The following is a 20,985-nucleotide window of genomic DNA, read 5'->3' as shown; positions in this document are numbered from 1 at the left end:
GATGACGACCTCTCAGGAAGGCGACCTGGTCCTCGGCGCGCTCGGGTCCATGGGCTCGCGCATCGACTGCACCGGCCTGACCCGGCTCGACCTGGAGGGCCCGCAGGTGCTGTGGCTGGTCGCGTCCGGCAGCCTCGACCTGTTCGCGGTGGACGCGGTGCAGCAGGGCCACTGGCACCACCTCGGCCGCCTGGAGGCGGGCTCGCTGCTGCTCGGCCCGGTCGCCGGGCCTCAGCACACCCTGGTGGCGCGTCCGCTGCGCGACTGCGTGGTGCACCGCATCGGGCTGCGCGAGCTGTACCAGCCGGCCAACACCCAGACCTGGTCCTACGACGAGTACGGCCACCCCCAGTACGTCCCGCCGCAGACCAGCCCCCTGGAGTACGCCCTCGCCCTCGGCGTGGGCCGCAGCCTGTCCATCCTCTTCCAGGCCCCGATGGCGACCGAGCGCGCCGCCGAGATGACCGATGACGACGTCTTCTGGATGCAGGTGCCGCCGGGCAGCGTCCAGTACGGCTCGCTGTACGGCGCCGAGGCGGCGGCCGACCTGCTGATGGACCCGGCCGTCTGGCAGAGCATGGTCGACCAGCAGTACCGGCTGCTGACCACGCTGGACCGCTGGATCGAGCAGCTGGAGCGTACGCACGAGACGCGGACGGCGGCCGGCATCAAGGCGGGCGAGGCGGTCCGGGCCGAGGCCGACCGCACCCTGCTCGCCTCGATCGGCAAGTCCTCCGCCAGGCGCGCCACGGCCGCCGACGCCGACGCCTCGTACGCGGCGTGCAGGCTGGTCGCCGAGGCGGCCGGCATCCGGCTGGCCGAACCCGCCCGGAGCGGCACGGAGAACGACCGGCTGGACCCGGTGGAGCTCGTGGCCATCGCCTCCCGCGTCCGGACCCGGGCGGTCCGGCTGGACGGCAGCTGGTGGCGGGACGACGTCGGCCCGCTGGTGGGCCACCGGGCGCTGTCGGGTGCCCCGGTCGCGCTGCTGTGGCGGCGCGGCGGCTACGTCGCCGTACACCCCGCGACCGGGCGGGAGACCCCGATCGAGAAGGCCAACGCGGAGGAGTTCGAGCCGCGCGCGGTGATGTTCTACCGGCCGCTCCCGGACCGCCGGCTCAGTCCGCTGGGGCTGCTGCGGTTCAGCATGCGGGCAACCGGCCGCGACCTCTCCAACCTGCTGGCCGCCGGTCTGGTGACGGTCGCGATCGGCGCGCTGGTGCCGATCGCCACCGGCAAGGTGCTCGGCGAGTTCGTGCCGAAGGCCCAGACGGACCTGATCGTCCAGGTCTGTCTGGCCGTGATGCTCACCAGCCTGGTGGCGGCGGCCTTCATGCTGCTGGAGAACCTCACCATCCTGCGTCTGGAGGGCCGGATCGAGGCGGCCCTCCAGCCGGCCGTCTGGGACCGGCTGCTGAGACTGCCGACCACGTTCTTCACGCAGCGCTCTACGGGTGAGCTGGCCAGCGCGGCCATGGGCATCAGCGCGATGCGCCGGCTGATGGCGGGCGTCGGCCCCGTCGTCGCCCAGTCGGTGACGATCGGCACGATGAACCTGGCGCTGCTGTTCTGGTACAGCGCCTCGATGGCGCTGGCCGCGATCGGCATGCTCGTCGTCATCTCCGCCGTCTTCCTCGGGCTCGGCCTGTGGCAGGTGCGCTGGCAGCGCAAGCTGGTCGTGCTCGGCAACAAGCTGAACAACCGGGCGTTCCAGACGCTGCGCGGGCTGCCCAAGCTCCGGGTGGCGGCGGCCGAGAACTACGCGTACGCGGCCTGGGCCGCGGAGTTCGCCCGCAGCCGTGAACTCCAGCAGAAGGTGGGCCGGATCAAGAACCTCACCACGGTGATGGGCGCCGTGTACCTGCCGCTGTGCACCCTGCTGATGTTCATGCTCCTCGCGGGTCCGGCGCGCGGGGTGATGTCGGCGGCCGCGTTCCTCACCTTCAACACCTCGGTGACGATGGTGCTGACCTCGGTGACCCAGCTGACCGGCGCGTTCGTGTCGGCGGTGGCCGCGCTGCCGCTGTTCGAGGAGATCAAGCCGGTGCTGGAGGCCACCCCGGAGGTGCGCACCGGCAGCACCCGCCCGGGCCCGCTGACCGGCGCCCTCGAGGCGCGGCGCCTGTCGTTCCGGTACTCCGACGACGGCCCGCTCGTCCTCGACGACCTCTCCTTCGAGGTGCGGCCCGGCGAGTTCGTGGCGGTCGTCGGCCCCAGCGGCTGCGGCAAGTCGACCCTGCTCCGCCTGCTGATCGGCTTCGACAAGCCGGCCTCGGGCAGCGTCCTGTACGACGGCCAGGACCTGGCGGCGCTCGACCAGTCGGCCGTGCGGCGGCAGTGCGGGGTGGTGCTGCAGCACGCACAGCCCTTCACCGGCTCCATCCTGGACGTCATCTGCGGCACCGAGCCGTACACACCGGAGGAGGCGATGGCGGCGGCCGAGATGGCGGGCCTCGCCGAGGACATCAAGCGGATGCCGATGGGCCTGCACACCATCGTCTCGGGCAGCGGCGCCGTCTCCGGCGGCCAGCGTCAGCGCCTGATGATCGCGCAGGCGCTGATCCGCAGGCCGCGCATCCTCTTCTTCGACGAGGCGACCAGCGCGCTGGACAACGAGACGCAGCGCACGGTGATCGAGTCGACCAAGGCACTCAACGCCACCCGCCTCGTCATCGCGCACCGTCTGTCCACCGTGCTGGACGCCGATCGTGTGATCGTGATGGAGGACGGCAGGATCGCCCAGCAGGGCCCGCCCGCGCGGCTGCTCGCGGACACGGGCGGGCGGCTGCACGAGCTGGTGCGGCGCCAGCTCACGTGAGGGGTCGGTCGAGGCCGGGCACGGGTGCCCCGCTGGGTACACCGGCCTCGACGTAGCGGTCGTAGAACCGCTTCCACGTGGTGCTCGCCCCGGCGGGCGGTCCCTCGAACCGTCCGCCGCCCGCCCTGGCGTCGAGCGCGGCCAGGCACACCTCCCAGCCCGCGCCGTTGCGGGCGGCGGTGTCCGCGGCCTGCAGGACATGGGTGAGCGTGAAGCGGGTGCGTCCGCCGTCCAGCGCCTCCAGGTCGAAGCGGAGCTCGTCGCCGCCCCAGAGGAAGGAGAGGTGGCGCGGCTCGTCGAGGCCGAGCACCCGGCCCGTGGACTCGGGCGTGTTCGGGTCGCCGCCGAAGGCGATCGTGCCGCCCGGACGCGGGTCGATCTCGGCGCGGGAGGGGAACCACCGGGCGAGTTCCCCGGCGTCGGTCACGAACTGCCAGACGCGCTCGACCGGATGGTCGTAGACGCGGCTGAAGCGGACGGCCGGGCGGCCGTCGTCCAGGGTCAGACAGGTGCCGGTGAGATCAGCGGCCATGGCGGATCAGTCCTTCGGGGCGGGTTCCTCGGGATCGTCGTCCGGGGCCGTCGCGTCGAGGCGCCGGCCCAGCGTGTCCAGGCTGCGGTTCCACAGCGCGCGGTAGGGCACGAGCCACGCGTCGAGCTCGGCGATCGGGGCCGGGTCGAGGGCGTAGACGCGACGCTGCGCGTCCTGCCGGACCCGGACCAGGCCGGCCTCGCGCAGCACCTTCAGATGCTTGGAGGTGCTCGGCTGGCTCAGGCCGCACGCCTCCACGATCTCGCCCACCGGCCGCGGCCGCTCCAGGAGCAGCGCGACGATGGCCCGCCGGTGCGGGTCAGCGAGGGCGGCCCACAGGGCGGCGTCGGACACGAGACCGAGTATGCCTCGCCGTTTATATTCCACGCAAGGCATATGAGAGCCCGGCCACACCTCCCCCAGCGAAACGTTGCCGTTTCGCTCGCGGTGGTCTAACTTCTACGTGTACGAAACAGTTTCGTTTATGTACTGCTCGAACGACTTCCCTGGAGTGGTTCTCCCATGTCCCAGAAGACCTTGACCGACGGCACCCGCCAGGGTGCGGTCGAGGCGCCGCCCGAGGCGTCGTCCAAGCGATGGTGGATCCTCGCGGTCATCGCCGTCGCGCAGCTGATGGTGGTGCTCGACGCCACCATCGTGAACATCGCCCTGCCCTCGGCCCAGGCCGACCTCGGCTTCTCCGACGGCAACCGGCAGTGGATCGTCACCGCCTACGCGCTGGCCTTCGCGTCCCTGCTGCTGCTCGGCGGCCGTATCGCCGACCTGTTCGGCCGCAAGACCGCCTTCCTCGTCGGCGTGGTCGGCTTCGCCGGAGTCTCCGCGCTCGGCGGTGCCGCGAACGGATTCGGGATGCTGGTCACCGCGCGCGCCCTGCAGGGAGCCTTCGGCGCGCTGCTCGCCCCGGCCGCGCTCTCCCTGCTCAACACCACGTTCACCGACGCCAAGGAGCGCGCGCGGGCGTTCAGCGTCTACGGCGCCATCGCCGGTGCCGGCGGCGCGGTGGGCCTGCTGCTCGGCGGCGTACTGACCGACGCGTTCGACTGGCGCTGGACGCTGTACGTGAACGTGCTGATCGCCGTCGTGGCCTTCGTCGGCGGCTGGGTGCTGCTGACCAACCACCGCGACGCCCGGAGCGCCACGCTGGACGTGCCGGGCACGGTGCTCGTCGCCGCCGGTCTCTTCTCCCTCGTCTACGGCTTCTCCAACGCCGAGACGCACGACTGGGGTTCACCGCTGACCTGGGGCTTCCTGATCGCCGGCGGCCTGCTGCTGGCGGCCTTCACCTGGTGGCAGAACCGGGCCGCGCACCCGCTGCTGCCGCTGCGCATCCTGCTCGACCGCAACCGCGCCGCGTCGTTCCTCGCCGTGCTGATCTCCGCCGGCGGCATGTTCGGCGTCTTCCTCTTCCTCACCTACTACCTCCAGCTGAACCTCGGCTTCAGCCCGACCAGGACCGGCGTGGCGTTCCTGCCGATGGTCGGCGCGCTGATGGTGGCGGCGCAGCTCGGCACCACGGTGCTGGTACCGCGGATCGGGCCGAAGACGGTCGTGCCGCTGGGCTTCGCGATCGCAGCGGCCGGCATGGCCTGGCTGGCCGGGATCGACCTCGGCTCGACCTACGCGGGCGCGGTGCTGCCGCAGCTCGTCATCATCGGCGCGGGCCTCGGCCTGGTGATGCCGGCGGCCATGCAGCTGGCCACCGGCGGAGTGGCCGCCGAGGACGCGGGCGTCGCCTCGGCGACGGTCAACGCCATGCAGCAGGTGGGCGGTTCGATCGGCACGGCGCTGCTCAACACGCTGGCCGCGAGCGCCGCCACCCACTACCTGGTCGGCAGGAACCCCGCCGACAAGCTGGCCCGGGCCCAGGCGACGATCGAGAGCTACACCACCGCCTTCTGGTGGTCGGCGGGTCTGTTCGCCGCCGGCGCGGTGATCGCGTTCCTGCTCTACCGCCGCGGGCTTCCCGAGCAGCACGAGGACACCGCACCCGTCGTCCACATGTGATCCGGGGGACCTGAGCCGCACCGGTCCGAGGGGCCGCCGTCCGCAGGGAGACGGCGGCCCCTCTCCCCTGTCCGGCGCCCCGGCGCAGTTCTGCCGGTTCACCTCGGCACCCACGGCGCGCGTGCGCGCGTGCGCAGCGGGGTACCCACCGGGCCATGAGAACAAGCATCGTGGACGTGGGATCGAACACGGTCCGGCTGGTGGTGGCGGACGCCGAGGGCGGGGTGCCGCTGCCGGTGCACACCGCGAAGTGGCGGCTGCGGCTGAGCGAGCAGGTGAAGCCGGGCGGCGCCCTCCCCGAAGAGGCGGTGCGGCGGCTGGTCACGGCGGTCGCGGAGGCGAGCCGGACCGCGACCCGCTGGGGTGCCGCCGGTCCGCTGGCCTTCGCGACCGCCGTGGTGCGGGCCGCGCCGAACCGCCGGGACGTACTGCGCACCGTCCGCGCGCGGACCGGGATCGCGCTGTGCACCCTGCCGGGCGAGCTGGAGGCCGAGCTGACGTTCCTGGGGGCACGGCGCTGGATGGGCTGGCGGTCGGGACCGCTGGCCCTGCTGGACATCGGGGGCGGCTCCCTCGAAGTGGCCTTCGGACGCGGCCGCCTGCCCGACTTCGTGGCCTCGCTGCCGCTCGGCGCGGGACGGCTGACCCATGAGTTCTTCCCCGACGACCGGCCGCCCACCCCGGACCAGGTGCGGGCGCTGCGCCGCGCGGTCCGGCACCAACTGCGCGACGTGGCGGCGCGGATCCGCTGGGAGGGGCCGCGCACCGCGGTCGTCACGTCTCGTACGTTCCAGCAGCTGGGGCGGTTGTGCGGGGCGGCGCCCGGGCGCCACGGCCCGTTCGAGGAGCGGCAGTTGCGCCGCGCGGACCTGCGGGACGCGGTCGGCCGGCTGGCCGCCCTGCCGGTCGCCGAACGCGCCGGGCTGCCCGGCATCTCCGCACCGCGCGCCCGGCAGAGCCTGGCCGGGGCGGTGGTCGGGCACACCGCGCTGAAGCTGGCGGGCCTGAAGACGGTGAGCATCTGCCCCTGGGCGATCCGCGAGGGCGTGCTGCTGCGCCACATCGAGGACGGGCCGTCCTGGTGGGCGGAGATCACCCGGGCCGGCGAGACACCCACGCCCCCGGACCCGGTGCGACTGCTCCAGCTGGCGGCCGCGACCACCTGAACCGGGCAGGGGCCCCGGGACGCAAAGGGCCGAGGAGGCAGGCCGGCGGCATCGGCCTGGCGGCCGCGGAGTCCGTCCCGGAGCGCCTCCGCGCGGCGACCGTACGGCCACGCGCGGACGCGCTGGTGGACCTGCGCGCGGTGGAGTGCATCGACCGCGCGGGACCGCGCGTGCCGTGCCGGGGCGGGACGCGGGCCGGGGGGCGCGGCGGCCGGCTGCGCCTGGTCTCCGAGGCGCCCCACGTCCTCCGTCTGCCGCCCGGTGCGGGCCTGGTGAAAACGCTTCCGCCCCTCCCCGCACTCCCCGGGGAGGGGCGGACATGCTCCAGGAAGCCGGCGGGCGGCCCCACTCCGCCCTGCCGACCCCTGGTACGAGATCGCCGGGTACCTCGCGACAAGGGACTCGCACTCCCCAACTGCGGGCCGCTTCAGATGCGCGGCGGCACTCCGCGATCCCGGTCCATCAGAACGTGAAGACGCTGCTGAGATAGGAGTTCTTCACGCACGAGTTGGCGAAGGTCTGCTCGTAGGAGACACGTTTGCCCCGCCAGACGCCGTCCACCGTCACCACGACCGGGTCGTACTGCTTGGTGCACAGCACGTCGTCTCTCGCCGTGAGGGCGGTGATGTCGCCTCCCACGCCGCGCAGTTCGGCACAGGCCTGGACCGGCGCCGGATGGGTGCCGGTGGCCGTCGGGGCGCACGACAGGGTGACGGCGCGCAGCGGCGTCGCGGTGGCGGCGCTGTCGCCGTGGCCGAAGGTGAGCACCAGGGCCGAGGGGGCGTAGAGCGAGCCGGCGACGGGGGCCGGGTCGGCGAGGGCGGCGCCGGTGAGGGGTCCGCAGACGGCGGTGGCCGTGAGAGCGAGGGTCGTTGCCCAGCGCGCGGTGTTCCGCATCGTGTGCATCCTTCCGCTGGATTCGAGGGTGTGCCGGACGCTTCCGGATGGGTGCCGGACCGGCGAGCGCGAGTCTGCCGACTCCGGCGCGGAAAAACACCTCGACCCCACGCGTTTGAGTAACCTTCTGTATTCAATCAGTGGCGCGAAGTTACGGAATTCGAACGCACAAACCCCGGAACTGAGCGGCCCTTGATCGCCCGAAGCAGCCAACTGGCCGGATTCGGGCGCTTGGTTAATAGGCCTGAAACATTCCGGTTGAGCTGTCGACCGACCCCGCCCCGCCCTCTTGCGTTCATGGCGCGTACGAGTAATCGTCATTACATGATTACCACAGAGCAGCGAGAGAAGCTGCGCGGCTGGTTCGCCGGCCGCGTGCCCGAGGACCTCTTCGAGGAGCTGACCGAGCTCACGGTCGACCGCGAGGAGATCACCGTGATCGGCCGCATCCCCGCGCCCCGGCTCGCCGACGACGCCTCGGACGCCGAGCGGGAGGCCGCGGCGCGGGGCAGGATCCAGGAGTTCCGGGAGCGCACCAGGGACGCACGCGTGGAAGTGGCGCGCGAGGCCGAGCACCGCTTCCGGCGCAAGGTCTCCTGGGGCGTGGAGTGCGGCGGCGAGCGCGCCCTGTTCACCCACGTCGCCGCACCGGTGATGACGCGGCTGCGCCAGCCCGAGCGCCAGGTGCTCGACACCCTGATGGCGGGCGGTGTCGCCCGCAGCCGCAGCGACGCCCTCGCCTGGTGCGTGCGCCTGGTCCAGCGGCACACCGACGACTGGCTCGCCGAACTGCGGGACTCCCTGGAACACGTCCAGCGGGTGCGGGCCCAGGGCCCGGACACCGAGCCGGAGGACGCCGCACCGGAGGCCCTGCCGGACGAGGGGTGAGGGAGCCGTCGCACGCATGCGGCGCCGAGGGCGGACGAGCGGACGGCGGGGGAACCGTGCACCGGTGCGGGGGGCGTCGGCCCGCCGGGACCGGGCGCCGGAGAACCGGGGAAGGGGCGTTGTCGTACCCCTCGGCTACATTGCGGCCATGACTCACTTCGTACTGGTGGCCGGTGCCTGGCTCGGCGCATGGGCGTGGGACGAGGTGGCGGCCGGGCTGCGGTCCGCCGGGGACGAGGCCCATCCCCTGACGCTGACGGGGCTCGCCGAGAAACGGGGACGTGCGGCGGGCCTGCAGACGCACGTCCAGGACGTCGTTGACGAGGTCGAGCGCCTCGACCCGCACGAGGTGGTGCTGGTCGGGCACAGCTACGCGGGCATCCCCGTGGGGCAGGCGGCGGAGCGGATCGGCGGCCGGCTCGGGCGGGTGGTGTACGTCGACGCGAGCGTCCCCCGCGACGGAGCCTGCTTCCTGTCGGGCTGGCCCAGCGACCAGGTACGCCGGTCCATCGCCCGGAACGACGGATTCTGGCCACCGCTCGACGCCGCGGAGTTCGCCGGGCAGGGACTCACCGACGAGCAGATCGCGCGCATCGTGTCCGCCGGCACACCGCACCCCGGCGCCTCGCTCACCGAACCGGCCCGGCTGACCCACTCCCCCGCCGAACTGCCGACGACCTACGTCAAGTGCCTGCTGGACGGCCCCGAGCCGAGCGCCGAGGTGGCCGCGCTCCTCACGAGCGAGCGATGGCGGCCGGCCGAGCTGGACACCGGCCACTGGCCGATGTTCTCGCAGCCTCGCGAACTCGTCCGCATCCTGCGCGAATCGGCCGTCTGACCCCGCGTTTCCGCCCTGTCTACCCGCCGGTATGGTCGGCGTGCAGCGCGTTCTCAGCGACGAGAGGCGGGACCACCCCATGGCCAGGCACTGGGCGGACTTCCAGTACGAGATCTATCTCAACGGGATGACCGGCGCCGTTCCGCGGCTGCCCACGGATCTGACCCGGCTGGAGGAGCTGACCGAGCGGCGTCTCGGTCCCGGGCCCGTCGGCTATGTCGCGGGCAGCGCGGGCGACGGCAGCACGGCGCGCGCGAACCGGGCCGCGCTCGAGCGGCGCCGGATCGTGCCGCGGATGCTGCGGGACGTGCACGAGCGGGACCTGTCGGTGGAGGTGCTGGGCCGGGCCCTGCCCGCCCCGCTGGCGCTGGCACCCGTCGGCGTGCTGTCGATCATGCACCCGGACGCCGAGCCGGCCGCCGCCCGGGCCGCCGCCGCGCAGGGAGTGCCGTACATCCTGTCCTCCGCCTCCAGCACGCCGATGGAGCAGGTCGCGGAGGCCATGGGGGACGGCGAGCGCTGGTTCCAGCTGTACTGGCCCAAGGACGTCGAGGTGGCCCGCAGCTTCCTCGGCCGGGCCCGGGCGGCCGGGTTCACCGCGCTGGTCGTCACCCTCGACACCCCGCTGCTGTCCTGGCGCCCCCGCGACCTGGACCAGGCCTATCTCCCCTTCCTGCACGGGGTGGGCACCGCCAACTACTTCTCCGACCCGGCCTTCCAGGCCGGCCTCGCCAAGCCGGTCCACGAGGACCCGAACGCGGCTGTGATGCACTTCGTCGGCATGTTCTCCGACCCCGGCAAGAGCTGGCCCGACCTGGCCTTCCTGCGGGAGAACTGGGACGGCCCGATCGTCCTGAAGGGCATCCTGCACCCCGACGACGCCCGGCTCGCCGCCGACGCCGGGATGGACGGCGTCGTCGTCTCCAACCACGGCGGCCGTCAGGTGGCCGGTGCCGTCGCGGCCGCGGACGCGCTGCCCCGGGTCGCGGAGGCGGCCGGCGACCGGCTCACCGTGCTCTTCGACAGCGGCGTGCGCACCGGCGACGACGTCTTCAAGGCCCTCGCGCTCGGCGCGCAGGCGGTGCTGCTCGGGCGGCCGTACGTGTACGGTCTCGGGCTCGACGGGCAAGCGGGCGTCGAGCATGTGATCCGTTGCCTGCTGGCCGAGTTGGACCTCACGCTCGCCCTGTCCGGGCACGCCACCCCCGCCACGCCCGGCCCCGCCGACCTCGTCGAGGAATCCGCATGACCACCGCCCCGCAGAACGTGCTCGCCGTCATCGCCCCGCACGTCGGCGGCCGCACCGCCGGTGCCGGGCTCGCCACCCTCTTCCCCGCCGAGGCGCACGTCACCGTCGTCGAGACGGCCGAAGAGGACCCGGCGGCCCTGCGCGGGGCGCACGTGATCATCACCGCGCTCGCGCCCGTGGGCGCCGAGCACCTGGCCGCCGCACCGGACCTGAGGCTGGTGCAGTGCGCGAGCCACGGCTTCGACTACGTCGACGTGGACACCGCCCGTGCCCGCGGGGTGAACGTGGCCAACATCGGCTCCAGCGGCGCCGAGTCGCAGAACGTGGCCGAGCAGACCTTCGCCCTGATGCTCGCGCTGGCCAAGCAGCTGATCCCGGCGCACACCGCGCTCGTCGGCGCCGACTGGGCGCTCCCCCGCCTCCAGCGCTCCCTGACCGAGCTGTGCGGCAAGACGCTGGGCATCGTCGGACTCGGCACCATCGGGCGGGAAGTCGCCCGCCGCGCGGTCGCGTTCGACATGAGCGTCGTCTACGCCGGCCGCCGCAGGCTGCCCGAGGAGACGGAGGCCCGGCTGGGCGGCGCGCGCCACGTTCCGCTCGACGAACTGCTGCGCACGGCCGACTACGTCTCCCTGCACGCTCCGCTCACCGACGGGACCCGGGGCCTGCTCGACGCCGAACGGCTCGCGCTGCTCAAGCCGACGGCGTTCGTCGTCAACACGGCGCGGGGGGCCCTGATCGACCAGGACGCCCTCGCGGACGCGCTGGAGAAGGGCGCCCTGGCCGGAGCGGGCATCGACGTCTTCGACCCCGAACCGCCCACCCCGGCCCTGCGCCTGCTCAGGGCGCCGAACGTGGTGCTCTCCCCGCACGTCGGCGGCGTCACCCGGGAGACGCTGATCCGCATCGCACTGGCCGCCGTGCAGAACGTGACCGGGTACCTGGCGGGCGGGGAGCCGCAGGACGTCGTGAACTGACCGCGCTCACCGCCGAGCGCCGAGCGCGCTCACCGGGGCGGGCGCACCCCGGTCACGAGATCCGCTCCGCCAGCTCGGCCGGCCGCACCGCCGGAGTGCGGGTCCCGGTGATCGACAGGGAGCCCGGGCCGGCCGACGCCGTGGGATCGGCCAGCCAGCGCTGCGCCGGGGAGTGGTCGCGCACCTTGACGACGATGTCCGCGCCCGGTTGCGCGGCGGTGGAGGCGAGGGCGAGCTGCTCGTCCCAGCGGGGCAGCAGCTCCCCCTGCACGGTGAGGTCGTAGCGCACGTCGTTGCCCCGTCCGCCCTGCTCGCCGGCGCACGTGCCGAGGACGACCACGCCCGCGTCCACGTGCGAGTCCAGGCACAGCGTGGCATCGGCCGCGCTCCGGAGCAGTCCGTCGCTGTCGTACGACCACAGCTGGGTGGGGACGTTCGCACACGTCGCCAGTTCGGCCGCGGCCCCCGCCCGCACCGTGCCCCTGATGTCGAGGCAGAGCCCGGCGCCGGCGTTGCGCAGCCTGGACTGCCCCGGTATCGCGGGGAGCTGGGCCGTACCGGGCGACGACTGCGCGGTCGCGCCCGGCGCGGAGGCGCCGCCCGCGCCCTTGGACGTGGCCGGGCCGACGCCGTCGTCGGACGAGAACAGGCCGGTCATGAACGCCGTCACGAGCAGCCCCGCGGAGACGACGCCGACTCCGGTCAGCAGTACCCGCGCATTCCCCGGCAGGCCCGGAGGCCGGCGGACGGCCAGGGGGAGACGGGGCAGGACGCGCGAGCGCCGGCCGCCGTGCCGCGCGGTGCCGCGCGTACGCACGGCCTGACCGGCGCGGCCTGGGCGGGATTCGAGGTAGCGGCGGGCACCCCAGCCGAGCACGGCCTCGGCGAGGAGCACGCCCAACCCGCCCTCGAAATGGCCCAGTTGTTCGGCGGCGAAACGGCAGTAGCGGCACTGCGTCAAGTGCTGCTGGACATCCGGCAGCAGGGCCCCGCCGCGGCGAATGGGGACGTCGAGGAGGCGGTTGTAGAACCGGCAATCCTTGCTCGGCGCGAGTTCCCGGTGCGCCTGCACACAGCCTTCGCGGAATTTGTCACGCGCCTGTTCGAGCGCGGCCGACGCGGTCTCGGTGTCCATACCGAGCAGCGCGGCCGGAACGGCAATCGGCTCCGCCTCGACCTCGACGTGCCAGAGCAAACACCGGGAGAGTCCGGGAAGACCGAGGAATGAACGCTCGGCCAGCTTGCGATTTTCGGGTGTCATGGACTTCGCCGACCGCATACCGCGGCCGCCGGCGGGTTTCTGCAACTCCGGCAGAACACCGGATATTCGCTCCTGCGCGGACCACACGCGAACGGTCTCCCGCACGGCCACGAGCAGCCGGGGGCGCACCGCGAGCGCGGGTTCGCCCAGCGCCAGCCGGTCGAGGACCTGGTGGAAGGCCGCCGACGTCACCATGGAGGCGACCTCGGCCGTGGAGGCGAGGCAGATGGCCGCGTAGTCGCGGGCGGGCTGCCAGTGCCGCGCCATGAGCAGCGCGACGGTCTGGGCGACCTCGCCGTCGGGACGGCCCCTCAGCCGGGCGGCGAGGTTCTCGTCGGATTCTCCGGGAACCCCACCGGCCGGCGGGTAAGGGGGGCGAGGTGGGCGGGGGGTGGGCACTGAGCGGATTCCTTCCCACGCGCAGGGGACACACAGGAGGGCGTGAATTCAGGTATGTCCATTCGACCCGGTTTCCGATAGGGCGATCGCCACCCGGCCATGACACCCCTCGCACGGGTAGTTCACCCTGGCACAGGACGCTCATGACCAACAAGGCACTTGGGCAACATCCGCATCTTTGAAAGATGGTCAGATTCGGCGGCAACTCACCCCGGCCCCATGAGCTTTCGACATTCCATGCGCCCCGTGTGAATCAGGCGCACGCGCCGGAGCACTGCGCACGCTCCCGGCGTGCGCCACCCCGTAGTGGACTGTGTACCGGCCCTTCTCGGAGGCCCTGCGCAGGACGGCGGCTCTCCTGCGCAACACGGGCCGCCGGCCTTGTTCCTCCCGCCCTCGGCCGGCGGCCCCGGGGGGCGGCGGGTGGCACCGGCACGGTCGGCGGCCCTCAGATCTGCCAGGCGCGCAGCCGGTCGGCGGCGCCGTAGACGTCGGTCTTGGCGGACATCAGATCGCGCGCCAGGTCGACCAGGGCGCCGTAGGGCGGGTCGATGCCGACGCCGCTGACGAACATGTAGGCCACGGCGGTGGCGCAGGCGAAGCGGGCGTTGGCCGACGGCAGGGGCCGCAGCAGGGCGAGGGTGTGCAGCAGGGCGGCGGCGCGCCAGGCGGGGTCGGAGTCCACGCCGAGGCGCGGCGGGTCGACCCGGTGGCGGGCGACGGCGGCGACCAGGGCGGAGAAGTCGTTGACGGTCGGCTGGTCCGGCAGGACCTCTTCATGGCGCTGGAGCAGCCAGGGCACGTCGATGTGGATGACGGGTGCCATCGGTCAGGCGACCCGCCCCTCGCCGGTGTGGGCCGGTTCGTCGTCCGGGAAGGCGGCCGCGAACTCGTCGGCGTGGGAGGCGAAGAAGCGGCGGAAGGCCTCCGCTCCTTCCTGCAGGGCGCGGTGGCGGGCTATGTCCGCCGCGGCGGCCTCGCGTACGAGCGCTTTCATCGACGTACCGCGTTCCTTGGCGATCTGCCGCAGGTCCTCAAGTTCGCGATCGCTGAACTCGACATTCAGGGCTGGCATGCCTTCACCGTACCGCCGGGGTACTTACTCGTAAATATCCGCTGGTCGAAGCCCTTTCTCCCGGTACCCGACGGCCTCGGCGACGATGCAGGACCAGGTCCGATATCCGCCGGTTCCGGGCCGCGCCGCGCAGCAGACTGAAGCCATGAAGACCTACACGACGTACACCACGACCGACAGCCCGGTGGGTGAACTGCTGCTGGTGGGCGACGGGTCGGCACTGACGTCGCTCTCCCTGCCGGGACAGCGCACCGCACCCGTCGTCCGCTCCGGGTGGCGGCGCGACGCCGGGGCGTTCGGCGAGGCGCGCCGCCGGCTCGCCGCCTACTTCGAGGGCCGGCTCCCGCGCTTCGCGCTGGACCTCGCGCCCGAGGGGACGCCGTTCCAGCAGCGGGTGTGGCGGGCACTCGACGAGATCCCGTACGGCACCACGACGACCTACGGCGAGCTCGCCGCGCGGCTGGACGTGCCGCGCGCCGAGATCCGGGCCGTGGGTGCCGCGATCGGCGCCAATCCGCTGCTGATCGTCCGCCCCTGCCACCGGGTGATCGGCGCCGACGGCTCGATGCGCGGGTACGCGGGCGGCGTCGAGCGGAAGGTGCGGCTGCTGACGCACGAGGGCGCGCTGCAGCAGATGCTCGCCTGAGGCGGGCCGCGCGACGGAAGGAGACGCCATGACGCTCACCCCGGATCAGGCGCGCGAGCGGGCCGCGGACACCGACTGGGCGGCGCTGGCCGCCGAGCTGGACGTCCACGGCAGCGCGCCGACCGGACCGCTGCTGACGCCCGCCGAGTGCCGTGACCTGGCCGCGCTGTACGAGAAGCCGGAGCTGTTCCGGACCACGGTCGACATGGCACGGCACCGCTTCGGCTCCGGCGAGTACCGCTACTTCACCCATGAGCTGCCGGCCGCCGTGTCGGCGCTGCGCGCCGCCCTCTACCCGCGCCTGCTGCCCGTCGCGCGGGACTGGGCGGCCCGGCTCGGCCGCCCGGCACCCTGGCCGGACTCCCTGCAGGACTGGCTGGCGGCATGCCACGCGGCCGGGCAGGACCGCTCGGCACAGATCCTGCTGCGCTACGGCGAGGGCGACTGGAACGCCCTGCACCGGGACGTCTTCGGCGCCATGCTCTTCCCGCTCCAGGTGGTCGTCGGTCTCGACGCGTACGGCGGCGACTACACCGGCGGCGAGTTCCTGATGGTCGAGCAGCGGCCACGGGCCCAGTCCCGGGGCACGGCGACCGCGCTGCGGCAGGGGCACGGGCTGGTCTTCACCACCCGGGACCGGCCGGTGCGCACCCGGCGCGGCTGGTCCGCCGGAGCGATGCGGCACGGCGTGAGCACCGTCCGCTCCGGCCGCCGGCACTGCCTGGGCATCGTCTTCCACGACGCGTCCTGACCCCGCCGGGCCTCGGGGCCTAGGCCGGTGCCCACAGCCCCTTGCGCCGGTAACTCGACTGCCAGAAGAGGCGGTTGAGCACGCGAACGGGCGGCGGCAGGGCGCCCAGGAAGGCGCTGCGGTCCGCCGCCGGGGCTCCGTCGACGATCCACGGCACGAACAGCGCGGCGCCGCGCAGCCCCTGGGTCTCGCGCATCCGTCCGGTGAATCCGGCCCAGTCGGCGGGGGTCAGCGCGTCCTGCATCAGCGGCAGGGCACTGTCCTCCTCGTGCTTGAGATGGTCGTCGAGGGTGGCCCCCAGCGCCCGTACGAGATCGGGCAGTTCGGGTGCGCGGTCGGCCAGCGCGCCGTCGACCGCCGCGAGCAGGGGGTCGATACGGGAGTGTTCGGCCTCCATCTCGTCGAGCAGGGCGAGATCACGCCGGCGTCCGGCGACGCGCTCCCGCAGCCGCGGCCACAGCTCGCGGTCCTCGGCGGTGTGGTGGATGTGCAGCTGGTGCTTGAAGTTCTCCCAGCCGGCGCGGACCGGCGGTGTGGCGGCCCGCCCCTCGGCGACGGCGTCCGCGAGCCGCTCCAGGTCGCGCCGGAACGCGTCATGGGAGGCGTACATCGGCGTGAAGTCGATCGTCTTGTGCTTACTGTCGGTCATCGCGTGACTTCTTCCGGTTCGGGTCTCTCACTCCCGTTCAAGAGGGCGGCACGTCGGACGACTGTGACGTGGTCGGGATTCGCTGAGACGTACGTCACATTCCGGCCGTGCGATGTCACAATCCGGCCCCTCTCCGGCCTCGGAGTAGTGAGCGCGTCACTGGGGAGGCCCACGTATGTCCGAGAGCTCTGTCGACGAGGCGACCGACGTCTTCATGGACCATCGCGAGCTGCTGTTCGGTCTCGTCTACAACATGCTGGGCAGCGTCGCCGACACGGAGGACGTGCTGCAGGAGACCTGGCTGTCGTGGACGGGCCGGGGCACCGCCGGGGTCGCGAACCCGCGCGCGTACCTGGTCCGCATCGCCGTCAACCACGCCCTGCAGCGCCGTACCTCGGTGGCCCGGCGGCGCGAGACCTACGTCGGCCCGTGGCTGCCCGAGCCGCTGGTCGCCGAGGAGACGGACGCCGGCGATCCGGCCGTACGCACCGAGTCCGTGTCCCTGGCGATGCTGGTGGTCCTGGAGTCGCTGACCCCCCTCGAACGCGCGGTGTTCGTGCTGAACGAGGTGTTCGGGTACGCCCACACCGAGATCGCGGAGATCATCGACCGCTCCCCCGCCGCCGTACGCCAGCTCGCGCACCGTGCGCGCGAGCATGTGCACGCCCGGCGGCCGCGCTACCGGGCGCATCCGCGGGTGCGGCGGGAGGCGACCGAGCGGTTCGTGCGGGCCGCGCTGGGCGGGGACATCGGGGAGCTGATGGAGATCCTGGCGCCGGACGTGACGGTGTGGACGGACGGGGGCGGCGTCCGCAAGCCGGCGGGGCTGCGCCCGGTGCACGGCCGCGACAAGGCGGTCCGGCTGATCAGGGGCTACGCCAACCGGGGCGGGGGCCGGCAGCACGAGCTCGAGCTGCGCTACCGCCGCGTCAACGGCGACGACGCGGCGGTGCTCTTCGACGGCGAGTCCCCGTACGCCGTCATGGTCATGGACCTCACGCCCGAGGGCGACCAGGTCAGCGGGATCTACATCGTCACCAACCCCGACAAGCTCACGCACGTGCACAAGGAGGAGGAGTGAGCGCCACCACAACGCCCGGCCGGGGCGAACGGGTCGCCGACTGGCTCGACGGCCGCCTCGGCATCCACTCGCTCGGCCGCACGTATCTGCGCAAGGTCTTCCCCGACCACTGGTCGTTCCTGCTGGGCGAGATATGCCTCTACAGCTTCGTGGTGCTGATCCTGACCGGCGTCTACCTCACGCTCTTCTTCCACCCGTCGATGAACGAGGTGACGTACCACGGCAGTTACGTCCCGCTCAACGGCGTGCGGATGTCGGAGGCGTACGCCTCCACGCTCGACATCAGCTTCGACGTGCGCGGCGGACTGCTGGTGCGGCAGCTGCACCACTGGGCGGCGCTGGTCTTCGTCGCCGCGATGGTCACGCACATGATGCGGCACTTCTTCACCGGCTCGTTCCGCAAGCCCCGTGAGATCAACTGGCTGTTCGGCTGGACCCTGCTGTTCCTGGGCCTGTTCGAGGGCCTGTTCGGCTACTCGCTCCCCGACGACCTGCTGTCGGGGACGGGTCTGCGCTTCGTCAACGGCGCCCTGCTGTCGGTGCCGATCGTGGGGACGTACCTCTCGATGTTCCTGTTCGGCGGGGAGTTCCCCGGCCACGACATCGTGGCCCGCTTCTACTCGCTGCACATCCTGCTGATCCCGGGCATCATGGCGGCCCTCGTCGTCACGCACGTCCTGCTGGTCGTGTACCACAAGCACACGCAGTTCGCGGGCCCGGGACGGACCGGGCGCAACGTGATCGGCGCCCCGTTCTACCCCGTGTACCTGGCGAAGGCCGGCGGCTTCTTCTTCCTGGTCTTCGGCACCCTCTCGATCGTCGCCGCGGTGGCGTCGATCAACCCGGTCTGGGTCTACGGCCCCTTCCGCCCCGACCAGGTCTCCACCGGGGCGCAGCCCGACTGGTACCTGGGCTTCGCGGAGGGGTTGGTGCGCGTGATGCCGGGGTGGGAGGTCACCCTGTGGGGCCACACCCTGGTGCTCGGCGTGCTGATCCCCGTCGTGGTCTTCCCGCTGCTCCTGGTCTTCATCGGGGTCTACCCGTTCCTGGAGGCCCGGGTGACCCGCGACCGGCGTGAGCACCACCTGCTGGACCGCCCGCGCAACCGGCCGGTCCGCACCGCGAGCGGCGCGTCCTGGATCAGCCTCTACCTGATCCTGCTGGCGGGCGGCGGCAACGACATCGTGGCGACCCGGCTGCACCTGTCGATCAACACGGTCACCTGGCTGGTCCGCGTCGCGGTGTTCGCCGTGCCGGTGCTCGTCTTCGTCGCCACCCGCCGTATCTGTCTGGGTCTCCAGCTCCGCGACCGGGAGCTGGTGCTGCACGGCCGGGAGACCGGCGTGATCAAGCGGCTGCCGCACGGGGAGTACGTCGAGGTGCACCAGCCGCTCGACCAGGCCGAGTTGCACACCCTGACCGCGCATCTGCGCGACCGGGGTGAGCTGGTGGAGCGTGAGCCTCAGTCCTGATCCGCCACGAAGGACGCCATCCGGGCCAGGGCCGCGTTCCAGTTGATCGCGGTCTCGTTGGTCGACCAGGACTGGATGTCGTCGATGTAGCAGAACTGGCCGACGCAGCCCTGGAGTCTGCTCTGTGCGTAGGGGTCCTGGATGGAGGAGTTCGGGCCGCCCGCGAGGGTCCCGTGCGGCGGGTTCGGGAGGTTCGGGTCGAGCTCGTGGGCGTACCAGCGGCTGTGCTCGTTGTGCGAGTCGACCTCGCCGTAGCCGGTGACGTACGAGATGTTGAGCGCGTTGCGGCCGAGGATGTAGTCCATGCTCTGCACCGCGCCGTCACGGTAACGGGAGGAGCCCGTGATGTCGTACGCCGTCGCGAGGACGACCGCGTTGTTGAGGACCTGGTGGCTGGAGCCCCAGTCGTAGACGTTGCCGTCGGGGGCGTAGGGCATGCCGTAGGGCTGCGACTTCAGCGTCGCCAGGTAGTGGTCCGCGCCCTCGACCACCGTCCGGCGCACCTTGTCCCGTCCGGGCAGCCTGCTCGGCACGGTCGCCAGGTCCAGGCGCCCGGCGGCCGCCGTCCGGCCCCAGTCGAAGCCGAGCGGCCCGAAGATGTCGGCGGTGTTCACGGGTGAGGCGGTCACGTAGTGCGCGAACTGCCGCTCCCCCGTGGTGAGATACAGCTCCGCGGCGGCCCAGTAGAACTCGTCGGTGGCGTCGGTGTCGTCGTAGGTGCCGCCGCCGGTGCCGTCGCTGGGCGAGGCGTACATGTCGGGGTGGGCAAGCGCCGCCGACCATGCCTTGCGGGCGGCGGTCAGGGCCCTGGCCGCGAAGGCGCGGTCGTAGGGCCGGTAGAGGCGGGCCGCCTGGGCGGCCGTCGCCGCGAGGTTGAGGGTCGCCTGGGTGGACGGCGGGTGCAGTTCGCGCTTCTGCGGGTCCTCGCTCGGCAGCAGGGGCAGACCGGTCCACTGCTCGTCGTGGATCTTGTGGTGTGCCATGCCGGCCAGCGGCTGCCCGTCGGGCACCTGCATCTTGAGCAGGAACTCCAGCTCCCAGCGGGCCTCGTCGAGGATGTCGGGCACCTTGTTGCCGCTCTCGGGAATGGCGAGCGTGCCGTCCCTCAGCCTGTCCGACTCGCCCGTGCGGGCCAGCCGTTCGCGCTCGTACGTACTCAGCAGCTCCCAGGTGGCGATGCCGCCGTTGACGACGTACTTGCCGTGGTCGCCCGCGTCGTACCAGCCGCCGGTGACGTCCAGCCGGTAGTCGCACACCCCGGGCTGGCAGGGGACGTCGGAGTCGCCCTGGTTCGGCGCGACGTCGACGTGCCCGGCCGCCCGGCCGTAGCCCGGCCGCAGGTCGTCGCGGATCGCGATGCCGCTGCGCTGGGTGTAGTAGTACTTGAGCGAGTCGAGCCGCAGCCGCTCGTAGGCGCTCGTGCCGATGTCGAAGGGCCTGCTGGTCTCGCCGTCGGCGACCAGCGTGAAGCCCCGGCCCGCCCGGTGGTAGGCGCCGAAGTCGACCGAGTGGACGTTCTGCCCGGAGGACACGTCGACCCCGCGCGGCACGGTCCAGCCGTGCGCGACCGTCGCACCACCGGCGTTCCTCAGCCGCCAGGGCAGCTTCGCGGTGGCATCGGTGACGAGCGTGGCGTTCTTCGGCCCCGAGGGCAGGTAGGCGACCTGGTTGACGCGCACCCGCGGCCCGGTGTCCGGCGTGTAGACCTCGGGCGGCACGCCGCCCAGCAGCGACACGTCGTCCAGGCACATCCGCCAGCCGTCCGCGCTGCCGCCGGCCTGGAGGGCGACCTGGCCCTGGGCGGTGTCGACGGGCGAGGTGAAGGTGTACGTGTAGGTGTCGCCGGACACGGAGAGCTGCGGGCTCACCTCGAAGTAGGTTTCGTAGGGCGCCACTTGGAGTCCGACGACCGCCCGCACCACGTGGCCCCCGGGCGAGCCGGACGCCTTGAAGCCGAACCGGTACGACTCCCCCTTGACGAGGGTGACGTCGTTCTGGCCGACGGCGGCGTCCCAGCGGTTGGCGGTGCCGCCCGGGACGTCCGCGCAGAGCCCGCCGCCGGAGAGTCCCGCGGTGACGTTGGCGGTCGTCCACCACGGGTCGGTGGTGGTGTCGAACGTGCCGTTCTTCAGCTGCTCGACCTCGTCCGCCGCGGCCGGACCGGCGGGCAGCGCGGTGAGCGCCGCTCCCAGCAGGGCGGCGATGGTCAGCAGCGTGGTTCTGCGTCGTTTCACGTCTGGGCTCCTCGGGCCGAGGGACGG

19 protein-coding genes are annotated in these 20,985 nt (G+C 72.6%); 11 read left to right on the top strand and 8 right to left on the bottom strand.

Annotated features, from left to right (window positions below):
* Position 1: 1 nt before the first annotated feature.
* Positions 2–2,818, top strand: a complete 2,817-nt coding sequence (locus ACIRPX_RS20145) for an NHLP bacteriocin export ABC transporter permease/ATPase subunit (protein ID WP_404196120.1) — start codon at positions 2–4, stop codon at positions 2,816–2,818.
* Here the strand turns inward: ACIRPX_RS20145 and ACIRPX_RS20140 are convergent.
* Complete coding sequence (locus tag ACIRPX_RS20140) at positions 2,811–3,350, bottom strand: SRPBCC family protein (protein WP_404196117.1); 540 nt, start codon at positions 3,348–3,350, stop codon at positions 2,811–2,813. The genes ACIRPX_RS20145 and ACIRPX_RS20140 overlap by 8 nt on opposite strands.
* Before the next feature lie 6 nt (positions 3,351–3,356).
* Positions 3,357–3,704 (bottom strand): ArsR/SmtB family transcription factor, encoded by a 348-nt coding sequence (locus ACIRPX_RS20135; protein WP_404196115.1) that lies wholly within the window; start codon positions 3,702–3,704, stop codon positions 3,357–3,359.
* A gap of 168 nt (positions 3,705–3,872) precedes the next feature.
* On the opposite strand from ACIRPX_RS20135, the gene ACIRPX_RS20130 reads away from it, so the two are divergent.
* Both ACIRPX_RS20130 and ACIRPX_RS20125 read left to right on the top strand, forming a co-directional pair.
* On the top strand, positions 3,873–5,375 hold the full coding sequence (locus ACIRPX_RS20130) for an MFS transporter (protein ID WP_404196112.1): 1,503 nt from the start codon (positions 3,873–3,875) through the stop codon (positions 5,373–5,375).
* Positions 5,376–5,530: 155 nt separating this feature from the next.
* A complete protein-coding gene (locus ACIRPX_RS20125) occupies positions 5,531–6,541 on the top strand; it encodes a Ppx/GppA family phosphatase (RefSeq protein WP_404196109.1) in 1,011 nt (336 codons plus the stop codon).
* A gap of 462 nt (positions 6,542–7,003) precedes the next feature.
* On the opposite strand, the gene ACIRPX_RS20120 is transcribed toward ACIRPX_RS20125, so the two are convergent.
* On the bottom strand, positions 7,004–7,438 hold the full coding sequence (locus ACIRPX_RS20120) for a protease inhibitor (RefSeq protein WP_404196106.1): 435 nt from the start codon (positions 7,436–7,438) through the stop codon (positions 7,004–7,006).
* Positions 7,439–7,762: 324 nt separating this feature from the next.
* On the opposite strand from ACIRPX_RS20120, the gene ACIRPX_RS20115 reads away from it, so the two are divergent.
* The 4 genes from ACIRPX_RS20115 (at position 7,763) to ACIRPX_RS20100 (ending at position 11,390) form a co-directional block, all read left to right on the top strand.
* Positions 7,763–8,326: a hypothetical protein gene (locus tag ACIRPX_RS20115; protein ID WP_404196104.1), complete on the top strand. Its 564-nt coding sequence runs from the start codon at positions 7,763–7,765 to the stop codon at positions 8,324–8,326.
* 148 nt (positions 8,327–8,474) lie between these two features.
* The gene (locus ACIRPX_RS20110) at positions 8,475–9,164 is read left to right on the top strand and encodes an alpha/beta fold hydrolase (protein WP_404196101.1); all 690 of its coding nucleotides are present in this window, start codon (positions 8,475–8,477) and stop codon (positions 9,162–9,164) included.
* Between the two features lie 79 nt (positions 9,165–9,243).
* A complete protein-coding gene (locus tag ACIRPX_RS20105) occupies positions 9,244–10,413 on the top strand; it encodes a lactate 2-monooxygenase (protein WP_404196098.1) in 1,170 nt (389 codons plus the stop codon).
* Complete coding sequence (locus ACIRPX_RS20100; protein WP_404196096.1) at positions 10,410–11,390, top strand: 2-hydroxyacid dehydrogenase; 981 nt, start codon at positions 10,410–10,412, stop codon at positions 11,388–11,390. Before ACIRPX_RS20105 ends, ACIRPX_RS20100 begins: the two co-directional genes overlap by 4 nt.
* 52 nt (positions 11,391–11,442) lie before the next feature.
* On the opposite strand, the gene ACIRPX_RS20095 is transcribed toward ACIRPX_RS20100, so the two are convergent.
* The 3 genes from ACIRPX_RS20095 to ACIRPX_RS20085 all read right to left on the bottom strand — a co-directional run bounded on the left by ACIRPX_RS20095 (position 11,443) and on the right by ACIRPX_RS20085 (position 14,125).
* On the bottom strand, positions 11,443–13,050 hold the full coding sequence (locus ACIRPX_RS20095; protein ID WP_404196093.1) for an RICIN domain-containing protein: 1,608 nt from the start codon (positions 13,048–13,050) through the stop codon (positions 11,443–11,445).
* A 448-nt stretch (positions 13,051–13,498) separates the two neighbouring features.
* A complete protein-coding gene (locus ACIRPX_RS20090; RefSeq protein ID WP_404196091.1) occupies positions 13,499–13,876 on the bottom strand; it encodes a toxin Doc in 378 nt (125 codons plus the stop codon).
* A 3-nt stretch (positions 13,877–13,879) separates the two neighbouring features.
* Positions 13,880–14,125, bottom strand: coding sequence for a hypothetical protein (locus ACIRPX_RS20085; protein ID WP_275771916.1), 246 nt, complete (start codon positions 14,123–14,125; stop codon positions 13,880–13,882).
* Positions 14,126–14,270: 145 nt separating this feature from the next.
* Here ACIRPX_RS20085 and ACIRPX_RS20080 point away from each other — a divergent pair, with 145 nt between their 5' ends.
* Positions 14,271–14,771, top strand: a complete 501-nt coding sequence (locus tag ACIRPX_RS20080; RefSeq protein ID WP_404196089.1) for a methylated-DNA--[protein]-cysteine S-methyltransferase — start codon at positions 14,271–14,273, stop codon at positions 14,769–14,771.
* Between the two features lie 28 nt (positions 14,772–14,799).
* Positions 14,800–15,522: a 2OG-Fe(II) oxygenase gene (locus tag ACIRPX_RS20075; protein WP_404196086.1), complete on the top strand. Its 723-nt coding sequence runs from the start codon at positions 14,800–14,802 to the stop codon at positions 15,520–15,522.
* Between the two features lie 19 nt (positions 15,523–15,541).
* Here the strand turns inward: ACIRPX_RS20075 and ACIRPX_RS20070 are convergent, their stop codons facing one another.
* Positions 15,542–16,171, bottom strand: a complete 630-nt coding sequence (locus tag ACIRPX_RS20070) for a hemerythrin domain-containing protein (RefSeq protein ID WP_404196083.1) — start codon at positions 16,169–16,171, stop codon at positions 15,542–15,544.
* A gap of 175 nt (positions 16,172–16,346) precedes the next feature.
* On the opposite strand from ACIRPX_RS20070, the gene sigJ reads away from it, so the two are divergent.
* Together sigJ and ACIRPX_RS20060 are read left to right on the top strand one after the other, a co-directional pair.
* Positions 16,347–17,252: an RNA polymerase sigma factor SigJ gene (sigJ, locus tag ACIRPX_RS20065; RefSeq protein WP_404196081.1), complete on the top strand. Its 906-nt coding sequence runs from the start codon at positions 16,347–16,349 to the stop codon at positions 17,250–17,252.
* Complete coding sequence (locus ACIRPX_RS20060) at positions 17,249–18,724, top strand: cytochrome bc complex cytochrome b subunit (RefSeq protein ID WP_404196078.1); 1,476 nt, start codon at positions 17,249–17,251, stop codon at positions 18,722–18,724. Before sigJ ends, ACIRPX_RS20060 begins: the two co-directional genes overlap by 4 nt.
* On the opposite strand, the gene ACIRPX_RS20055 is transcribed toward ACIRPX_RS20060, so the two are convergent.
* Positions 18,715–20,958 (bottom strand): glycoside hydrolase family 9 protein, encoded by a 2,244-nt coding sequence (locus ACIRPX_RS20055; protein ID WP_404196075.1) that lies wholly within the window; start codon positions 20,956–20,958, stop codon positions 18,715–18,717. The two genes, ACIRPX_RS20060 and ACIRPX_RS20055, sit on opposite strands and share 10 nt — an antisense overlap.
* Positions 20,959–20,985: the final 27 nt, after the last annotated feature.

Source organism: Streptomyces sp. NPDC101225, from assembly GCF_044767585.1.
In the GTDB taxonomy this organism is placed as follows: Bacteria; Actinomycetota; Actinomycetes; order Streptomycetales; family Streptomycetaceae; genus Streptomyces.
This window is presented reverse-complemented; position numbering and strand designations above follow the sequence as displayed.

Excerpts from the sequence above, each read along its gene's own strand:
- ACIRPX_RS20120 (WP_404196106.1), bottom strand. The coding sequence starts at position 7,438 with ATGCGGAACACCGCGCGCTGGGCAACGACCCTCGCTCTCACGGCCACC.
- ACIRPX_RS20075 (WP_404196086.1), top strand. The coding sequence starts at position 14,800 with ATGACGCTCACCCCGGATCAGGCGCGCGAGCGGGCCGCGGACACCGAC.
- ACIRPX_RS20140 (WP_404196117.1), bottom strand. The coding sequence starts at position 3,350 with ATGGCCGCTGATCTCACCGGCACCTGTCTGACCCTGGACGACGGCCGC.
- ACIRPX_RS20105 (WP_404196098.1), top strand. The coding sequence starts at position 9,244 with ATGGCCAGGCACTGGGCGGACTTCCAGTACGAGATCTATCTCAACGGG.
- ACIRPX_RS20110 (WP_404196101.1), top strand. The coding sequence starts at position 8,475 with ATGACTCACTTCGTACTGGTGGCCGGTGCCTGGCTCGGCGCATGGGCG.
- ACIRPX_RS20125 (WP_404196109.1), top strand. The coding sequence starts at position 5,531 with ATGAGAACAAGCATCGTGGACGTGGGATCGAACACGGTCCGGCTGGTG.
- ACIRPX_RS20090 (WP_404196091.1), bottom strand. The coding sequence starts at position 13,876 with ATGGCACCCGTCATCCACATCGACGTGCCCTGGCTGCTCCAGCGCCAT.
- ACIRPX_RS20100 (WP_404196096.1), top strand. The coding sequence starts at position 10,410 with ATGACCACCGCCCCGCAGAACGTGCTCGCCGTCATCGCCCCGCACGTC.
- sigJ (WP_404196081.1), top strand. The coding sequence starts at position 16,347 with ATGTCCGAGAGCTCTGTCGACGAGGCGACCGACGTCTTCATGGACCAT.
- ACIRPX_RS20070 (WP_404196083.1), bottom strand. The coding sequence starts at position 16,171 with ATGACCGACAGTAAGCACAAGACGATCGACTTCACGCCGATGTACGCC.
- ACIRPX_RS20145 (WP_404196120.1), top strand. The coding sequence starts at position 2 with ATGACGACCTCTCAGGAAGGCGACCTGGTCCTCGGCGCGCTCGGGTCC.
- ACIRPX_RS20080 (WP_404196089.1), top strand. The coding sequence starts at position 14,271 with ATGAAGACCTACACGACGTACACCACGACCGACAGCCCGGTGGGTGAA.
- ACIRPX_RS20130 (WP_404196112.1), top strand. The coding sequence starts at position 3,873 with ATGTCCCAGAAGACCTTGACCGACGGCACCCGCCAGGGTGCGGTCGAG.
- ACIRPX_RS20115 (WP_404196104.1), top strand. The coding sequence starts at position 7,763 with ATGATTACCACAGAGCAGCGAGAGAAGCTGCGCGGCTGGTTCGCCGGC.
- ACIRPX_RS20085 (WP_275771916.1), bottom strand. The coding sequence starts at position 14,125 with ATGCCAGCCCTGAATGTCGAGTTCAGCGATCGCGAACTTGAGGACCTG.